The organism is Mitsuaria sp. WAJ17 (assembly GCF_014174515.1).
Classification (GTDB): domain Bacteria; phylum Pseudomonadota; class Gammaproteobacteria; order Burkholderiales; family Burkholderiaceae_C; genus Roseateles_B.
The window spans coordinates 1-17,204 of the sequence record NZ_JACJUG010000049.1; the positions used below are offsets into that span (position 1 = coordinate 1).

The 17,204-nt window shown below is 70.4% G+C and carries 16 protein-coding genes; 9 read left to right on the forward strand and 7 right to left on the reverse strand.

Annotation, left to right across the window (positions count from 1 at the left end):
* Window positions 1–9: 9 nt before the first annotated feature.
* Window positions 10–762, reverse strand: coding sequence for a hemerythrin domain-containing protein (locus tag H5407_RS22455; RefSeq protein WP_183106731.1), 753 nt, complete (start codon window positions 760–762; stop codon window positions 10–12).
* Window positions 763–997: 235 nt separating this feature from the next.
* On the opposite strand from H5407_RS22455, the gene H5407_RS22460 reads away from it, so the two are divergent.
* A complete protein-coding gene (locus tag H5407_RS22460; protein ID WP_183106732.1) occupies window positions 998–1,525 on the forward strand; it encodes a hypothetical protein in 528 nt (175 codons plus the stop codon).
* Window positions 1,526–1,572: 47 nt separating this feature from the next.
* Here the strand turns inward: H5407_RS22460 and H5407_RS22465 are convergent, their stop codons facing one another.
* Window positions 1,573–2,106, reverse strand: coding sequence for a CBS domain-containing protein (locus H5407_RS22465; RefSeq protein ID WP_183106733.1), 534 nt, complete (start codon window positions 2,104–2,106; stop codon window positions 1,573–1,575).
* A 145-nt stretch (window positions 2,107–2,251) separates the two neighbouring features.
* Here H5407_RS22465 and H5407_RS22470 point away from each other — a divergent pair, with 145 nt between their 5' ends.
* Together H5407_RS22470 and H5407_RS22475 are read left to right on the forward strand one after the other, a co-directional pair.
* Window positions 2,252–4,936, forward strand: a complete 2,685-nt coding sequence (locus H5407_RS22470; RefSeq protein ID WP_183106734.1) for an ATP-binding cassette domain-containing protein — start codon at window positions 2,252–2,254, stop codon at window positions 4,934–4,936.
* A 167-nt stretch (window positions 4,937–5,103) separates the two neighbouring features.
* Window positions 5,104–5,361 carry a DUF2789 family protein gene (locus H5407_RS22475; protein WP_183106735.1) on the forward strand — a complete coding sequence of 86 codons (258 nt, stop codon included), beginning with the start codon at window positions 5,104–5,106 and terminating at the stop codon, window positions 5,359–5,361.
* 10 nt (window positions 5,362–5,371) lie between these two features.
* On the opposite strand, the gene H5407_RS22480 is transcribed toward H5407_RS22475, so the two are convergent.
* Window positions 5,372–5,926 carry a LuxR C-terminal-related transcriptional regulator gene (locus tag H5407_RS22480; RefSeq protein WP_183106736.1) on the reverse strand — a complete coding sequence of 185 codons (555 nt, stop codon included), beginning with the start codon at window positions 5,924–5,926 and terminating at the stop codon, window positions 5,372–5,374.
* 9 nt (window positions 5,927–5,935) lie between these two features.
* Window positions 5,936–6,337 (reverse strand): PaaI family thioesterase, encoded by a 402-nt coding sequence (locus H5407_RS22485; RefSeq protein ID WP_183106737.1) that lies wholly within the window; start codon window positions 6,335–6,337, stop codon window positions 5,936–5,938.
* Between the two features lie 116 nt (window positions 6,338–6,453).
* Here H5407_RS22485 and H5407_RS22490 point away from each other — a divergent pair, with 116 nt between their 5' ends.
* The 5 genes from H5407_RS22490 to H5407_RS22510 all read left to right on the forward strand — a co-directional run bounded on the left by H5407_RS22490 (window position 6,454) and on the right by H5407_RS22510 (window position 13,131).
* Complete coding sequence (locus H5407_RS22490) at window positions 6,454–7,152, forward strand: CoA transferase subunit A (RefSeq protein ID WP_183106738.1); 699 nt, start codon at window positions 6,454–6,456, stop codon at window positions 7,150–7,152.
* A gap of 10 nt (window positions 7,153–7,162) precedes the next feature.
* Window positions 7,163–7,801, forward strand: coding sequence for a CoA transferase subunit B (locus tag H5407_RS22495; RefSeq protein WP_183106739.1), 639 nt, complete (start codon window positions 7,163–7,165; stop codon window positions 7,799–7,801).
* 261 nt (window positions 7,802–8,062) lie between these two features.
* Window positions 8,063–9,811: a DUF1800 family protein gene (locus H5407_RS22500; RefSeq protein WP_183106740.1), complete on the forward strand. Its 1,749-nt coding sequence runs from the start codon at window positions 8,063–8,065 to the stop codon at window positions 9,809–9,811.
* 11 nt (window positions 9,812–9,822) lie between these two features.
* Window positions 9,823–11,211, forward strand: a complete 1,389-nt coding sequence (locus tag H5407_RS22505) for a DUF1501 domain-containing protein (RefSeq protein ID WP_183106741.1) — start codon at window positions 9,823–9,825, stop codon at window positions 11,209–11,211.
* A 60-nt stretch (window positions 11,212–11,271) separates the two neighbouring features.
* A complete protein-coding gene (locus tag H5407_RS22510; protein ID WP_183106742.1) occupies window positions 11,272–13,131 on the forward strand; it encodes a gamma-glutamyltransferase family protein in 1,860 nt (619 codons plus the stop codon).
* A gap of 123 nt (window positions 13,132–13,254) precedes the next feature.
* Here the strand turns inward: H5407_RS22510 and ubiM are convergent, their stop codons facing one another.
* The 3 genes from ubiM to H5407_RS22525 all read right to left on the reverse strand — a co-directional run bounded on the left by ubiM (window position 13,255) and on the right by H5407_RS22525 (window position 15,649).
* The gene (gene ubiM, locus H5407_RS22515; RefSeq protein WP_183106743.1) at window positions 13,255–14,523 is read right to left on the reverse strand and encodes a 5-demethoxyubiquinol-8 5-hydroxylase UbiM; all 1,269 of its coding nucleotides are present in this window, start codon (window positions 14,521–14,523) and stop codon (window positions 13,255–13,257) included.
* A 143-nt stretch (window positions 14,524–14,666) separates the two neighbouring features.
* Window positions 14,667–15,182 (reverse strand): disulfide bond formation protein B, encoded by a 516-nt coding sequence (locus H5407_RS22520; protein ID WP_183106744.1) that lies wholly within the window; start codon window positions 15,180–15,182, stop codon window positions 14,667–14,669.
* Window positions 15,182–15,649, reverse strand: a complete 468-nt coding sequence (locus H5407_RS22525) for a RidA family protein (protein WP_183106745.1) — start codon at window positions 15,647–15,649, stop codon at window positions 15,182–15,184. The genes H5407_RS22520 and H5407_RS22525 overlap by 1 nt, the downstream gene beginning before the upstream one ends.
* Before the next feature lie 73 nt (window positions 15,650–15,722).
* Between H5407_RS22525 and H5407_RS22530 the strand changes: the two genes are divergently transcribed.
* Window positions 15,723–17,204 (forward strand): ComEC/Rec2 family competence protein (locus H5407_RS22530; protein WP_183106746.1); only part of this gene is annotated, 1,482 nt, incomplete at its 3' end.

Here is a 17,204-nt window from a genome sequence, read left to right on the forward strand (position 1 = left end):
CCCAGCGGCTCAGCGGGCCGCCTGGCTGCCGCGGCGCTGGGGCGCGACGCGACCCGGCCTGCCGGACGCCCTTGGGCCAGGGGCTGCGCCCACCTCGTCGGGTGGCGAGCCCTTGTCAGCAGGCGCCTCTGCGTCTGCAGCCTTCTTCTCCTCGCCCGACGACGCCACGGCCGCCACGTCATCGCCGCTGTCGTTCCCGGCCCTACGCCCACGCGGGCCCCGGGGGTCCCCCTGGTCCGGCGACTCGCCCTTGAGCTCGGCGCGTCGCGCCTTGAAGTCCCGTGCCAGTCCCAGCCAGTCCAGCTTGGCCTTCATAAGCTGCGGGAACATCTCGCGCTCTTCCTCCTTCACATGGTGCAGGGTGTACTCGCACAGCACGGTGAAGCGCGCCAGCTGCTCCGCTTCATGGCTCTCTTGCTCGGGGTCGAGGCCGCGCAGCTGGCTGATCAGGAGGTGCAGCATCTCGTGTTCCACCTCGGCCTCATCGACTTGGCTGCAGTCGGCCAGCTCCTCCCTCGCGGCGGGATAGAGCAGCTCTTCCTCGAGCCGGGCATGCACGCTCAGCTCGTCCAGGATGAGCTGCAACAGTTCCTGGCGGGTCTCGGCGTCTTCCTGGGCATCCAGCCGGCGGTACTTGCTGTAGGCCTTCCTGACGCGCTGGTGGTCCTCCTTCAGCCCGGCGAGCAGTTCGTTGCGCGCCTTCGAGGCCGGGCGGCCGGACTTGCGAAGGGTGGGACTGGATGCGGATTGCGGTGTGGGCATAGGGCCTCCGGTAACTGGGTGGCGCCATGCAGGCAATCGTCATGCCGGATGCAGGATGCCGGGTGTGCGGCCGAGGACGGCGTCGTTTAGCCCTTCCTGATCGGCCCATGCCGTCTTTCTGCGCACCGTCCTGCTGGGCGCGGCGCTTGCCGAGTGGGGAATGGTCCCGCCGAATGATCGCGCGGGCCTCACACCCCGCCGGGCCTTCGGGCTCGCATCCAAGGAGATATGCACCATGGCAGACACCACCCTTCCTCATGTCACCGCACTCTTCCCCGACCGCGAGAGCGCCGAGCGCGCCTACCAGCAGGTCATGGACCGCGGCTACCGGCGTGAAGACGTCAGCGTGATGATGTCCGACGAGACCCGCCACCGCCTCTTCCCCGCGACGGGTGCTCCGACCACCGAGCTCGGCAGCAAGGCGGCCGAGGGCACGGGCGTGGGGGCCAGCATTGGTGGTGCCCTGGGCGCCATCGCTGCTGCCATCGCCGCAGCCGGCACCACCCTGGCCATCCCGGGCCTGGGCCTGGTGATCGCCGGCCCTTTGGCCGCCGCGCTGGCGGGCGCGGGCCTGGGCGGCACGGCGGGCGGCCTGGTGGGGGCGCTGATCGGCTGGAGCATTCCCGAGGAACGGGTCAAGGCCTATGAATCCGGCCTGCGCGAAGGCGGCATCCTGCTGAGCCTGAAGCCGCGCAGCGAGGAAGACGCGCGCCATGTCGATGCGCAGTGGCTAGCCCTGCAGGGGCGGCATTCGTCGATGTGATCCGGCTTTGAGGCACAGAGCCGGCTGTTGCAGCCGGCCTTCGTCCGTCAGGGCAGGGTCAGGTCTTCACTGCGGCTGTGGGCCGCTGCCGATGGGCGGCATGCCGGCGGCAGGGGCTGGAGGGCGGGGGGCGCGCCATGTGTTATCGCGGGCATGCGTTCGGGCCGCCCAGGCAGGGAAATGGACCGCAGCGTGGCTTCCAGACCGGCCGTGTCCCACACCGCGAAGTCACCTAGCGAGATGACCCCCACCAGACGCTGCGCCTGGTCCAGCACCATCAGGCGGCGGATCTGCACGCGGGCCATCTGGGTGAGCACCTCGCCCACGTCGGCCTCGGCGGTGCATGCATGCGCCTTGGCGCTCATCACCTCGCTCACACGGGTCACGGTGGGGTCCTGGCCCACGGCCACGGCGCGCACGGCGATGTCGCGGTCGGTGATGACGCCCAGCAGCTGCCCGTTCTCGCAGACCGGCAGCGCGCCGACGTTGAACTCGTCCATCAGCTGCGCAGCCTGCTGCAGGGTCTCGCGCGGGGTGATGGTGATGGGATCGGGCGTCATGATCTCGGCGGCTTGCGTCATGGGTTCTCCTGGAGCTGCTGGCCCGCAGCCAGCAAGCCCCGTTCCTGGCCGGCGACCTGGCCTGCTGCGCAGGGCCGCATTTTTCTGCAGTTCTTGCTGTCGGTGCCTGCGCCGCAGCGGGCATGTCGATTGCGTTTCAGCGCCCATGGATGCGCGCCCTGCCGAACCTCTGGCCCGCCAGATGCTGCCCGAGATCTGGCGCGTGTTGAAGCCGTGGCGAAGGCGGGTGCTGCTGGCGCTGGGGCTGCTGCTGCTGTCCAAGCTGGCGGCGGTGGGCGTGCCAGGCCTGCTGAAGGCGGTGGTGGACGCCCTGACCCCCAGCGCGGCGCCGCTTGCGATTCTGGCCCTGCCGGCCTGGCTGCTGCTGGCCTACGCGCTGCTGCGTTATGCAGCCACCTTGTTCACCGAGTTGCGCGACCTGGTCTTCGCCCGCGTGGGCAAGCAGGTGCTCGCGGACTATGCCGAGCGCGTCTTCGCCCACCTGCTGGCCCTGAGCCCGCGCTTCCACGCGCGGCGCCAGACCGGCAGCCTGCTGCGCGAGGTAGAGCGGGGGACCGACGGCCTGAGCTACCTGCTGGGCGCGGGCCTCTTCACCGTGCTGCCCACCGCAGTCGAGTGCCTCGTGGTGATGGGCGTGCTGGGCTTCAACTACGGCGGTCGCTACCTGCTGGTCATCGGCAGCACGCTGCTGGGCTATGCCAGCTGGACGGTCTGGAAGACGCGAGCCCGCGTTGAGAGCCAGCGCGAGATGAATCGCCACGACAGCCGTGCCCACGACTTGCTGGTGGACACCCTGCTGAACCACGATGCCGTACGCGCGCATGGGCGCGAGGCCGGCGAGCGCGCGCGCTACCGGCAGGTGCTCTCGCAGTGGGTGGCGGGTGCGGTGTGCAGCCAGCGCCGCCTCTCGGACCTGCACCTGGGGCAGGGCGCGGTGATCGCCCTGGGCGTGGGCGCGGGCATGCTGCTGGCGGCGGCCGACGCCCAGGCGGGGCTCATGAGCATTGGTGACCTGGTCCTGGTCAACGCCTACCTGATCCAGATCTTCCTGCCCCTGAACACCCTGGGCTTCGTCTTTCGTGAGACGCGGGACGCCCTGCTCAATGCCGAGCACCTCTTCGCCCTGCTGCGCCAAGAGGTCGAGATCCGCGACAGCCCACGCGCGCTCCCGCTGCGCTTGAAGGACACCACGCTGCGCTTCGAGCATGTGGACTTCGGCTACGAGCCGCAGCGCCAGGTGGTGCACGAGCTGTCGCTGGAGGTTCCGCACGGCCAGCGCTATGCCGTGGTGGGCAGCAGCGGTTCGGGCAAGTCCACCCTGGCGCGCCTGCTGATGCGCCTGTACGAGCCCGATGCCGGCCGCATCAGCATCGGCGACCAGGCCCTGCAGGAGGTGACGCTGCAGAGCCTGCGCGACGCCATCGGCCTGGTGCCGCAGGAGCCGCTGCTGTTCAACGACAGCATCGCCTACAACATTGCCTACGGTCGCCCCGAAGCCAGCCGCGCGGAGGTGGAGGCCGCTGCCCGCGCGGCCCAGGCGGAGTCCTTCATCCAACTCCTGCCTGAAGGCTACGAGACTGTGGTGGGCGAGCGCGGGGCGCAGCTCTCGGGCGGGGAGCGCCAGCGCATCGCCATCGCGCGCGCCCTGCTGAAGAACCCGCCCATCATGGTGCTGGACGAGGCCACCTCGGCGCTGGACACCCGTTCCGAGCGCGCCATCCAGGCCGCCCTGGACCAACTGGCCCGGCAGCGGACGGCCCTGGTCATCGCCCACCGCCTGTCCACCATCGTCAACGCCGATCAGATTGTGGTGATGGACCGCGGCCGCATCGTCGAGCAGGGCCGCCATGCCGCGCTGCTGGAACGTGGCGGGCTCTACGCCCAGCTGTGGGCCCTGCAGCGCCAGGAGGAGCAGGCCCAAACCCTGGCGCGGCGCCTGAGCCAGCAGCCTGTGAACCTGGCCGGCCTGCTGATCCTGGCGCTGGACAGCCTGCAGGCTCAGCTCGAAGCGCAGCGCACCGAGCTCTTCACCGGCATCGACATGACTGTGGCCCGGGTGATGGGCGATGCCAGTCAGATTGCGCGCATCGTGCAACTGCTCTGCGAACTGGCCCTGCAGGCGGCGCCGGGCGGGCGCATGGAGGCCCGGCTTTCGCGCGAGGCGCTCAGCAGCCGCTTGACGCTCGCCAGCCATGGCCACCCTGGCACGCCTGACGCGCCGCCGCCGGACACCCTGGAGCTGCGCACCCTGCTCGATGAGGCCGGCGGGCGCCTGCTGCTGCGCCGCGACTCCTCTGCATCCGACCTCACGGTGCAGGTGAGCTTCGCGCTCCCGGTGCTGGCGGCGCAGGTGGCGCACCCGTCGGTGGCGGCGACCGCGGACCTGCCGACGCCCGGGGCCTCCGCGCTCCAGGGCGCCGGGCCGGGGCTGCGCGGCATGCGCTTGATGTGCATCGACGACGACGAGGACGCCCTGGCCTCGCTGGCGGCCTTGTTGGAGGGCGAGGGTGCCCAGGTGGAGGCCGTAGGCAGCGGGCCTGAGGCCCTGCAGCGCCTGAACGCCCGCGACAGCGCGCACTGGCCCGACGCGCTGATCTGCGACATCGTGCTGGGCCAGGAGGACGGCCATGCCGTGGCCCGCAGCATCCGCAGCCTGGAGGCGCAGCGGGACACGCCCCTGGCCAGGCGCCTGCCAGCGGTGGCCCTGACGGGCATGGCCCAGCCCGAGGACCGCCTGCGCGCGCTGGCCGCCGGCTTCCAGCGCCACCTGGCCAAACCGGTGATGCCCCAGGAGCTGCTGCGGGTGCTGCGCCAGCTGGTGCGCGCATAGGCCTGAGTGGTGGCGGCTGAGTGGTGGCGGCTGAGTGGTGGTCGCACGGCTCGCCCTGGCCGCCCGGGCCGCGCCGGGAGCCTGGCACGCCACCTGCCACATCCACCCTGGGCAGGCGCCGTCGGCACGCAAGGCCTGCCAGTGCAGCACCTACGGAGGGCCCGCCCATGAACCTGACGAACCACCGCTTCACGGACCTGTTCGCCCAACTGGGCCTGCCAGATCATCCGGAGGAGATCCGGCATTTCATCTGGCAGAACTCGCCCCTGGACCCCGCCCTGCGCATCGACGAGGCGCCGTTCTGGACGCCCGCCCAGGCACGGCTCCTGCGCGAGGAGCTGTCGGCCAATGCCGACTGGGCTCAGCTGGTGGACCAGCTCAGCAATGCCCTGCGCGTGGCCTACGTGCCCGAGGACAGGGAGTGAGGCCGCCTCCTCAGCCCTGCAGCAGCTTGTGCACCAGCTCCGGGGTGGTGGCGGCCTCGTACTTTTTCATCAGTCGCGCGCGGTAGACATCCACCGTGCGGGGGCTGATGTCCAGACGCTTGCCGATCAGCTTGCTGGTCAGCCCCTCGATGAGCAGGGCGGCGATCTCGCGCTCGCGCGGTGTCAGGTCGCCCGTGATGCGGCGGCGGGCGGAGAGATCCTCGAAGCTCCAGATGCCCTGGGCATGGGGCTCCTCGGGCCGCAGGGCGCGGCCGGCCACGTGGCACCAGAAGAGCTCGCCCCGGGTGGGGCCGCCCACACGCTTCATCACGCGGTCGTCGGCGTAGTAGCCGCGGGCGTCCAGGCTGGCGGCGATGCGCTCGCCCATGCGCTTGAACTCGTCAGGACTGGGGTAGAGCAGGGCGAAGCTCTGGCCGATCAACTGCTCGCGCGTGGCGCCGAAGATGGCCAGGGCCTGCTCGTTGCAGTCACGGATCAGCCGCCGCTCCGACAGGACCAGGCCCACCGGCGCCTGGTGGAAGGCGGTGCGGTAGTCCAGTGTCATGCGGGCGTCTCAAAGAAGGGCGTAGGTGGTGGTGGCTTGCACGGCGAGCCGGCCCTGCTCATCCAGGATGTCGATGCTGCCAAAGGCCAGGCTGCGGCCGCAGCGCAGCACCTTGGCCAGCACCGTGGCATGGCTACCGCTCATGGGGCGCAAGAAGCTGGTCTGCAACTGCACCGTGGTCATGGGCTTGAACTCGCCCAACTGGCTCATCATGGCCAGCACCATGGCGGTGTCGGCCGCGGCCATGGCGGTCTGCCCGCACATGACACCGCCCACGTGCACGAAGTCCGCCTTGATGGGCAGGCGCAGCTGCACCTGCCCGGGCTCGCTGGACTGCACCTCCAGGCCCATCTGCGCGATCCAGGGCGCGAAGATGTCGGGAATGGCGGCTTGCAGCGCGTCAGCGTTCATGGGGCTTCCTTGGCGGGCGATAGTCAATTCTACGTAACGACTACGTAAATGCATACGTAGTACGCTTCGGCGCTGTTGCCGCGGACTGCGGCACGCCTTTCCACCAGGAGATCCCGATGAACAAGCTTTACCCCAGCGCCGCCGCGGCCCTGGACGGCATCGTCAAGGACGGCCAGCTGCTGGCCGTGGGCGGTTTCGGTCTGTGCGGCATTCCCGAGGCCCTGATCGCCGCCCTGCGTGACAGCGGCGTCAAGAACCTCACCGTCATCTCCAACAACGCCGGCGTGGACGGCTTCGGCCTGGGCCAGCTTCTGGAGACGCGCCAGATCAAGAAGATGATTTCCAGCTACGTGGGCGAGAACAAGGAGTTCGAGCGCCAGTACCTGGCCGGCGAGCTGGAGCTGGAGTTCACGCCCCAGGGTACCCTGGCCGAGAAGCTGCGCGCCGGTGGCGCGGGCATTCCCGCCTTCTTCACCCGCACCGGCGTGGGCACCATCGTGGCCGAGGGCAAGGAGCTGCGCGAGTTCGACGGGCAGACCTATGTCATGGAGCGAGCCCTGGTGCCCGAGGTGTCCCTGGTCAAGGCCCACATCGCCGACAAGAGCGGCAACCTCGTGTTCCGCCGGACCGCGCGCAACTTCAACCCGGCCGCCGCCATGGCCGGCAAGATCACGGTGGTGGAGGTGGAGCAGGTCGTGGAGATCGGCGAGCTGGATCCGGACGCCATCCACCTGCCGGGCATCTATGTGCACCGCATCGTGCACAACCCGAATCCCGAGAAGCGCATCGAGAAGCGCACGACCCGTACCGCCTGAGGAGACGACCATGGCCTGGACCCAAGACCAAATGGCAGCGCGCGCTGCCCAGGAACTGCAAGACGGCTTCTACGTGAACCTCGGCATCGGCATCCCGACCCTGGTGGCCAACCACGTGCCGGCCCACATGGACGTCTGGCTGCAGAGCGAGAACGGCATGCTGGGCATCGGCCCCTTCCCGACGGAAGAGGAAGTCGATGCCGACCTTATCAACGCCGGCAAGCAGACCGTCACCACCATCCCCGGCTCGTCCATCTTCGGCAGCCATGACTCCTTCGCCATGATCCGCGGCGGCAAGATCAACCTGTCCATCCTGGGCGCCATGCAGGTGACGGCCCAGGGCGACCTGGCCAACTGGATGATCCCCGGCAAGATGGTCAAGGGCATGGGCGGTGCCATGGACCTGGTGGCCGGCGTCAAGCGCGTCATCGTGCTGATGGAGCACGTGGCCCGCAAGAAGGACGGCAGCGAGGACCTGAAGATCCTGCCCGCCTGCACCCTGCCGCTGACCGGCAAGGGCGTGGTCAACCGCATCATCACCGACCTGGCCGTGATGGACGTGACGCCCGAGGGCCTGAAGCTCGTCGAGCTGGCCGAGGGGGTGACGCGCGAGTTCGTGCAGAGCAAGACCGGCGTGCCGCTGATCTGAGCCTGCGCGCCGCCCCGCCTTGAAGAGCCGACCTCGCGTCGGCTTTTTTCATGGCGACGGGCGGCGCCAGGTAAAGATGCGTCAAGACGCAAGAGAGGGTTTGTCGTGCAAGTCCTTGTCAGCATTGGCAACTGACGGCGCCGGGCACCCCGGAGTCGTTAACGAATGCTTGCGACATTGCTGTGTCAATTCGCAATGCGGACAGGCTGATGCCCTAGGCTGCGCGGATTCCACTTTCCGTCACGCCGCCTGGAGCACGACATGACTGTCTCAGACCTCACCGACGCCGAGCCCGCCCTCCGATCCGAAGCGCCGTGCACCGGCGAGCCCACGGCCAGCCCCGGCCCCGGCCCCGGTCTGATGACCCTGGCCGCCGCCCTGCCGCTGGCGGCCTGCGGCGGCGGCGGTGGCGGGGACAGCGCTTCCCCCTCGCCATCCCCCTCGCCAGCCCCCACCCCGACGCCCGCGCCTCCGCCTCCGCCCGCCCAGCCGACCGACGTCAGTGCCGCCCGCTTCCTGACCCAGGCCGGCTTCAGCGCCTCGCCCGAGGACATCGCCACCGTCAAGGCCAAGGGCTACGCCGCCTGGCTGGACGCCGAGTTCGCCAAGCCCCTCAGCCAGGGTCATTTCGACTGGATGATGGCCAAGGGCTACGGCGGGGTGGACTTCCGCAACGACTTCCGCGGCCTGGACAACACCCTCTGGCGCAAGCTGATCAGCTCGCCCGACGCCCTGCGCCAGCGTGTGGTGCTGGCCTTGAGCGAGATCTTCGTGGTCTCCATGGCGGGCATTCCCGTGGCCTGGCGCGGCATGGCCGTCGCGAGCTATGTGGACATGCTGGAGGCCAAGGCCTTCACCAGCTACCGCGAGCTTCTGGAAGGGGTGACGCTCTCCAATGCCATGGGCGTCTACCTCAATATGCGCGGCAACCAGAAGGAGAACACCAAGACCGGCCGCGTGCCCGACGAGAACTACGCCCGCGAGGTCATGCAGCTCTTTAGCATCGGCCTGTACCAGCTCAACCTGGACGGGACCCTGAAGCTCAGCGGCGGCAAGCCCATCGAGACCTACAAGCAGGCCGAGATCACCGAGTTGGCCAAGGTGCTCACCGGCTGGGACTTCGACGGCGCCAGTGCCGACGAACCTAGCTTCATGCGCAAGCCCATGGTCAACAACCCGGCGCGCTTCTCGACGGGCCCCAAGAAGGTGCTGGACGTCGCCATCCCCGAGACCGCCGACGGCCCGGCCGCGCTGAAGATCGTGCTGGACACCCTGGCCAACCATGCCAACACCGCGCCCTTCATCTCGCGCCAGTTGATCCAGCGCCTGGTCTGCTCCAACCCCAGCCCCGCCTATGTTCAGCGCGTGGCCACGGTCTTCAACAACAACGGCCAGGGCCAGCGCGGGGACATGAAATCCGTGCTCAAGGCCATCCTGCTGGACAGCGAAGCTCGCTCGCCCGGCAGCGGCCTGGACGTGGGCAAGCTTCGCGAGCCCGTGCAGCGCTTCGTGCAGTGGGCCCGCATGGCCGGCCTCACCTCGCCCACGGAGCTGTGGAACATCGGCGACCTCAGCAACCCGGCCAATCGCCTGGGCCAGAGCCCGCTGCGCAGCCCCTCGGTCTTCAACTTCTTCCGCCCCGGCTATGTGCCGCCCAACTCCGTGCTGGGGGACAACAAGGTCACCGCGCCCGAGTTCCAGTTGCTCAACGAGAGCACGGTGGCGGGTTACCTCAACTTCATGCAGGGCGTGATCGCCAACGGCATCGGCGAGCTCAAGCCGGTCTACACCGCCTTCGACGCCCTGGCGCTTGACCCGCCCAAGCTCGTGGCCCAGCTGGCCCTGCTGCTGGGTGGTGACACCATCAGCGGCAACACCCAGGCCCTCATCGCCAACGCCATCGGCGCCATCGCTGCCAGCAATGTGGCCAACGATGCCGGACGCCTCAACCGCGTGCGGGCCACGGTGCTGATGCTGATGGCCTGCCCCGAGTACCTGATCCAGAAGTGAGGAGCGACGCCATGCACATCAACAAGCTGCCCCAGCTGCAACGCCGCGAATTCCTGCGCCGGGCCTCGGCCCTGGGCCTGGCCGGCACCGCAGCCCCCTTCGCGCTCAATCTGGCCGCCATGGGGGAGGCCGCCGCGCAGACCGCCGGCAACGACTACAAGGCCCTGGTCTGCGTCTTCCTTTACGGGGGCAACGACTACGGCAACACCCTGGTGCCCTATGACAGCGCCAGCTACAGCGCCTACGCCGCCATCCGCGGCAGCATCGCCACGCCGCGCGACCTGCTGGCCGCCACCGCGCTGACCCCGCGCGTGGCCCTGCCCGATGGGCGCCAGATGGCCCTGGCGCCGCAGCTGGGCCGGCTCAAGACCCTGTTCGATGCCGGCCGCCTGGGCGTGCAGCTCAATGTGGGCACCCTGATCCAGCCCACCACCCTGGCCCAGTACAAGGCCCAGAGCGTGCCCCTGCCGCCCAAGCTCTTCTCCCACAATGACCAGCAGAGCGTCTGGCAGGCCTCCAGCCCCGAAGGCGCCGTCACCGGCTGGGGCGGGCGCATGGGCGACCGCTTCCTGGGCAGCAATGGCAGCACCACCTTCACCTGCATCAACGCTTCGGGCAATGCTGTCTTCATGGCCGGCCAACAGGCGGTGCAGTATCAGGTGGCCACCAATGGCGCCGTGGCCGTGAATGCCGTGACCAAGCCGCTGTACGGGTCCCAGCAGTGCGCCGACGCTCTGCGCAGCCTCATCACCGCCCAGCGATCGCACTGGATGGAGCAGGAGCTCAACCGTGTGGTGTCCCGATCCATCTCGGCTCAGACCATCGTGTCCAGCGCCCTGACCACCCTGCCGCCGCTGACCACCGTCTTCGATCCGGCCAACAACCTGGCCCAGCAGCTGCAGATCGTGGCCAAGCTGATCGCCTCGCGCGCCAGCCTGGGCGTGAAGCGCCAGGTCTTCTTCGTCTCCATGGGCGGCTTCGACCTGCACGACTTCCTGCCTAACCAGCACCCGGGCCTGCTCACCGCAGTGAACGACGCCCTGGGCGCCTTCTACGATGCCACCGTGGAACTGGGGGTGGCCGACGCCGTCACCACCTTCACCGCCTCCGACTTCGGCCGCACGCTCAGCAGCAATGGCGACGGCTCCGACCACGGCTGGGGCAGCCACCACTTCGTCATGGGCGGCGCGGTCAAGGGCGGGCGCTTCTGGGGGCAGTTGCCCTCGGTCACGGTCAACGGTCCGGACGACGTCGGCCAGGGCCGCCTGCTGCCCACCACCTCGGTCGATCAGCTGGGCGCCACCCTGGCCAGCTGGATGGGCGTCAGCGCCACCGACCTGCCCACCGTGCTCCCCCAGATCGGCAACTACACGCTCAAGGACGTGGGCTATTTCGCCTGAGCGGGGCAGGGCGGCGCGGGCGTCCTACACTCGCCGCCATCGCCGACTTCCGAGCCTGCCATGACGCCTGCCCGCCCCCTCCCGACCCCGACACGCATCCACTGGGCCCTGCTGCTGGCGCTGGGGTCAGGTCTTGCGGGCTGCGCCCAGACGCCCTCGCAGCCGGGTGCTGCGCAGGCACAGGCCGCCCCGCAGGCGCAGCAGGCCCAGCCTGAAAGCGAGAGCGGCTGGGAGGACAAGCCCGGCTGGCATCTCCAGCGCGAGGGCGTGGCCGCTGCCCATCCCCTGGCGGTGGACGCCGGCGTGGCCATGCTGCGGGCCGGAGGCAATGCGCTGGACGCCGCCATCGCGGTGCAGATGGTGTTGACCCTGGTGGAGCCGCAGAGCAGCGGCATCGGCGGCGGCGCCTTCCTCATGCATTGGGACGGCCGGCGCCTGCGCGCCTTCGACGGCCGCGAGACCGCGCCCGCCGCGGCCGACGAGCGGCTCTTCGTGCTGCCCGACGGCAAACCCATGGGCTTCATGCAGGCCGTGGTGGGCGGCCGCAGCGTGGGCACGCCGGGCCTGCTGCGCATGCTGGCCCAGGCCCATGCGGCCGAGGGGCGCCTGCCCTGGGCCCGGCTCTTCGAACCCGCCATCCGCCTGAGCGAGCAGGGCTTCCCGGTCAGCGCCCGCTTCCAGAAACTGCTGGCCGAGGACGAGTTCCTGCTCCGGGACCCGGTGGCCGGCCGCTATTTCTACGATGCCGCTGGCAAGCCCTGGCCCCGGGGTCATGTCTTGCGCAATCCGGCCCTGGCCGAGGTGTTCCGCCGCATCGCCCGCGAGGGGGCCGAGGCCTTCTACCGCGGCGCCATCGCCGAGGACATGGTGCAGCGCGTCAGCACCCACCCGTCCAACCCCGGCCGCCTGAGCCTCGCCGACCTGCAGGGCTACCGGCCCCGCGAACGCGAGCCCATGTGCTCGGACTGGAGCGGGCAGGGCCGCCAGCCCTGGCGCATCTGCGGCTTCCCGCCGCCGTCCTCGGGTCACCTGACCATCATGCAGATGCTGGGCATGCTGCCGCCCGTGCCCGCGGCCCAGGCCCTGCAGTCGGGCAAGCCCGGCGCCGACTGGCTGCACCGCTACACCGAGATCGCCCGGCTGGCCTTCGCCGACCGCAACCAGTACATCGCCGATCCCGACTTTGTGCAGGCCCCCGGCGGCCGCTGGGAGACCCTGATCGCGCCCGACTACCTGCGCCAGCGTGCCAGCGTGGTGGGCGAGCGCAGCATGGGCCAGGCTCAGCCAGGCCAGCCCGTGCCGCAGCGCAGCGCCTACGCCCCCATGGTGGCCCAGCCCGAGTTCGGCACCAGCCACATCAGCGTGGTGGACCGCGACGGCCGAGCCGTGGCCATGACGACGACCATCGAGGCCGTCTTCGGCTCGCGCCTGATGAGCGATGGCGGCACTGGCCTCACCGGCGGCTTCCTGCTCAACAACGAGCTGACGGACTTCTCCCTGGCCCCGCGCGACGCTCAGGGCCGCCCCGTGGCCAACCGCGTCGAGCCCGGCAAGCGCCCGCGCTCCAGCATGAGCCCCAGCCTGGTCTTCAACCCGCAGGACGGCCGCCTGCTGATGAGCCTGGGCAGCCCCGGCGGCCAGGGCATCATCCATTACGTGGCCAAGAGCCTGATCGGCATGCAGGACTGGCAGCTGAACCTGCAGCAGGCCTTTGCCCTGCCCAATTTCGCCAGCTTCAACGGTCCCACGGTGCTGGAGGCCGGCCAGTTCTCCGCCGAGACGGTGGAGGCGCTGAAGGCGCGCGGCCACACCGTGCTGCAGCGTGACATGACCAGCGGCCTGCACGGCCTGCAGCGCCAGGGCACGGGCTGGTTCGGTGCGGCTGATCCGCGCCGGGAGGGCGTGGCCCGCGGCGACTGAATCCGGTCCCCGGCGGCATGGGTCGGGCCTGGCGCATGCCGCAGCTGGCGTGCACGCGCCAGGAGCTGTCGGCTCGGTGACTGAGCGGCCCCGGAGTCTGGCTTGAGGGGCCTCAGGCTGAGTTCAACCGGCCAGCGCCCGGATCTGCCGCAGCAGCGAAGGGCCCTTGCCCGTCAGCTGCTGGCTGATCAGGGCCTTCAGCGGGGGCAGGTGGGCGGCGCCCTGCAGCACGCCCTGGCGCAGGGCGCGGGCCAGGGGGCGCTCGTCGGTGAAGAGCTTCACCACGGCATTGGTACCCAGGTAGATGGGGCGCGTGGCGCGGCGGTGTTCGCGCTCGAAGCGCTCCAACGCCACGGCGTCGCCCAGATCGCAGCCGACGCGGTGGCGGCGGGCCATCTGCAGTTCCTGGGCCAGCGCCTGCACGCCATAGAGACCAAAGTTGTAGCCATGGGCAGTGACCGGATGCATGCCCACGGCGGCATCGCCGATGAGGGCAAAGCGCCGCGCCACGAAGCGCCGCGCATAGGTGGCCACCAGCGGATAGAAGTGCCGCGGCCCGGCCAGGCGCAGGGCGCCCAGGCGGTTCTGGCTGTGGGTCTGGACCCAGTCCAGGAAGGCTGCGTCGTCGAGCTCCAGCAGGCTCTGGGCCTCGTCGGCGTTGACGGTCAGGACCAGGGAGGCCAGGTGCTCCTGCAGCGGCAGCCAGGCCATGGTGTGGCCGTGATGGAAGCACTCCAGCGCGGTGTGCTGGTGCGCCAGCTCATGGTGCATGCGGCACAGGATCACGCTGCGGCCGAAGTCCAGCATGTCCGCGCCGATACCGGCCAGGCGGCGGCTGGCGGAGAAGCGGCTGTCCGCGGCGATCAGCAACGGGGCGCTGAGGCGCTCGCCGTCCTCCAGCATGACTTCAGCAGCCCGTCCGCCCTGGGCCAGCAGGCTGAGCTTCTGAACGCGGGTGGCGCAGCGCAGGGTGATGCGGTCCTGGCGCTTGCGCACGCCTTCGTAGGCGACTTGGCGCAGCCAGTGGTTGGGCACCAGGTGGCCCAGGCGGTCCGTGCCCTGGCCCTCGGGCGTGAAACCCAGGAAACGGGCGTCCTGGCCGTTGAAGACCTGGGCGGCCTTGAGTGGCGAGATGGCCTCGGGGGGCAGGTCTTGCCACGCGCCCAGTTGCTGCAGCACGCCCACGCCGCGGTGGGTGAGGGCGATCTCGCGGCCGTCCTCCTTCGGCTCGGCAATGGCCGCCAGCGGCGCCTGCTCCAGCACCGTGGAGGCGATGCCGATGTCGGCCAGGGCTGCGGCCATGGACAGGCCGGCCGGGCCGGCGCCGATGATCAGGACGGAATCGGGGGAGGGCGAGGTCTGCACGATGCTGAGGGGCGCGAGGGCCGGCATTGAAGGCGCGAGCAGCGTAGCCCGCGGACCGTGGTGCCGGCTTGATCCTGATCAGCCAAGGGGCGCGAACCCTGGGGCCCTGCTCAAAGAACAAAGCCCCGGCCGGCGCGGCGGGCGGGGCTTGGGCGCGGGGCCTCGGACGCTTAGCGCTGACGCAGCAGGACGCGCAGGCTCCAGACGGCGGCCAGGGCCTGCGTCAGGTAGAGCAGTCCGCTCCAGACCTCGTAGGGCAGTCCGAGCAGGCGGTAGGCCGCGGCCTCGTTGCAGCCGGCCGTGGCCATGAAGACCGAAGGCAGGCTCTCGTCCAGATGCAGGGCCATGACCACCTGGTCGGCGAAGGTCATATTGCAGCTGGCCGATTGCGCCGCGACCTCATGCTGCCAGACCGCTGCCGCCAGCCCGGCCAGGGCCAGGACTGCGACCAGGAGCAGGCTCAGCAGCTGCAGGGGCCTGGCGCGGTTCAGCAACTGGCCCAGCAGCCATCCCAGGCCCGCCACGATGCCCAGCAGCAGGAATACGCCGCGCTGCATCACGCACCAGGGGCAGGGTCGCACGTCGAAGTAATGCTGGGCCACCAGGGCCATGGCCAGTGAGCCCAAGCTGCTGAGGCAGACCAGGGCCAGCACCCGGCCCGGCCAGGGGGAGGGGCGGTGGAACATCAGCCCAGCACTTCGGCGACGAGGTCGATCTCCACGCAGCCACCCAGGGGGTTCTGGGCCACGCCGAAGGCGCTGCGGGCATGCTTGCCGTTGTCGCCGAAGACCTCGGCCAGCAGCTCGGAGCAGCCGTTGGTGACCAGGTGCTGCTCGGTGAAGTCCGGCGTGCTGTTGATCAGGCTCATGAGCTTGACGATGCGCACCTTGTTCAGGTCGCCCACGGCGGCGTGCAGGGTGCCCATCAGGTCGATGGCGGCGTTGCGCGCGGCCTGCTTGCCGGTGGCGGTGTCCAGGTCCTTGCCCAACTGGCCCACCCAGACCGCGCCATCCTTCTTGGCCAGGTGGCCGGACAGGAAGACCAGGTTGCCGGTGCGCACAAAGGGCACGTAGGCGGCCACGGGCACGGCCAGCGGCGGCAGGGTGATGCCCAGGGCGTTCAGGCGGTCATACACAGAGTTGGGGGTGCTCATGTCGGCTCTCGCAGGGGATTGGTGAAAAACTGGCCGGCATCCTACACCCCCGACAGGAACGATGCCGGTGCTCATGCCCGCCGCCTTCATGCTGGGCTGGCTGCTGGGCCTGGCGGGCCTGCACCAGCTGGCACAACTGCCCCCGGCACCCTGGCCCTGGCTGATGCTTTGCGGCAGCGCCCTGCTGGCCCCGGGTCTGCTGCTGGGCGGCCTGCCGAGGGCCTTGCGCCCGGCCCTGTTGCTGGCCCTGGGCCTGCTGGCGGGCTTGGGCAGCGGCTGCCTGCGGGCGGAGCAGCGCCTGCAGGCCCGCCTGGGGCCGGCGCTGGAGGGGCAGGAGATCGAGGTGCAGGCCGAGGTCCTCGCCCTGCCGCAGGCGGTGCAGGGCTTCGCGGGCAGCCCGGGCTGGCGCCTGGTGCTGGGTCTGGCGGCGCTGCAGGGCCAGGTCTTGCCAGCAGGGGCGCCCCGGCAGGTGCTGGCCCTGGGCTATCCGGCCGCCGGGCAGGCGCCCTGGCGCGCCTGCGAGCGCTGGCAACTGCGCCTGCGCCTGCAACGCTCGCCTGGCCTGGCCAATCCCCAGGGCTTCGACCAGGCCCTGTGGATGCTGGAGCAGGACCTCCAGGCCCGCGCCCAGATCCGCCCCGGGCCGCAGCAGCGCGTGGCCGGCGCGCCCTGGCACTGCCTCGCGCACTGGCGCGAGGCCTGGCGCGAGCGACTGCAGGCCCGGCTGGGGAACGGAGGGGCGGCGGGCCTGCTGGTGGCACTGAGCGTGGGGGACCAGGCCGCCATCCCCGCGCCGGACTGGCAGGTCTACCGAGACAGCGGCGTCGCCCACCTCGTGGCCATCAGCGGCATGCACATCACCCTGTTCGCCTGGGGCGCCTCCGCCCTGGTGGCGGCGCTGTGGCGGCGCAGCGAGGCGCTGTGCCTTCTCGTGCCGGCACCACGGGCAGGGGCCTGGCTGGGCGTGCTGGCGGCCGCTGGCTATGCCGCCTTTGCCGGCTGGGGCGTGCCGGCCCAGCGCACCGTCTGGATGCTGCTGGGACTGGCCTGCCTGCAGCAAGGCGCCTGGCGCTGGCCTTGGCCGCTGAGCCTGCTGGCCGCGGCCTGGCTGGTCTGCCTGCTGGACCCCTGGGCGCTGTGCCAAGCCGGCTTCTGGCTCAGCTTCGGGGCGGTGGCGCTGCTGATGAGCCAGGGGCGGCGGCCGCAAGCCACAGGCTGGCGTTCCCGCCTGGGCGGCCTGCTGCGCGAGCAGGGCGTGGTGACCTTGGGACTGGCGCCCCTCACGCTGATCCTGTTCCAGCAGCTGTCCCTGGTGAGCCTGCTGGCCAATCTGCTGGCGATTCCCCTGGTGAGCTTCGTGATCACGCCGCTGGCTCTGGCGGGCGTCGCCTGGCCGGCCTGCTGGGACCTGGGCGCCTGGCTGGCCGGGCAAGGCCTGTCCCTGCTGGCGGCCATGGTGGCCTGGCCTGCGGCTGTGCTGAGCCTGCCTGTGACCGCGGGCTGGGCGCAGGCCGCGGCGCTGGTGGGCGCCGCCCTGCTGGTCCTGCCGCTGCCC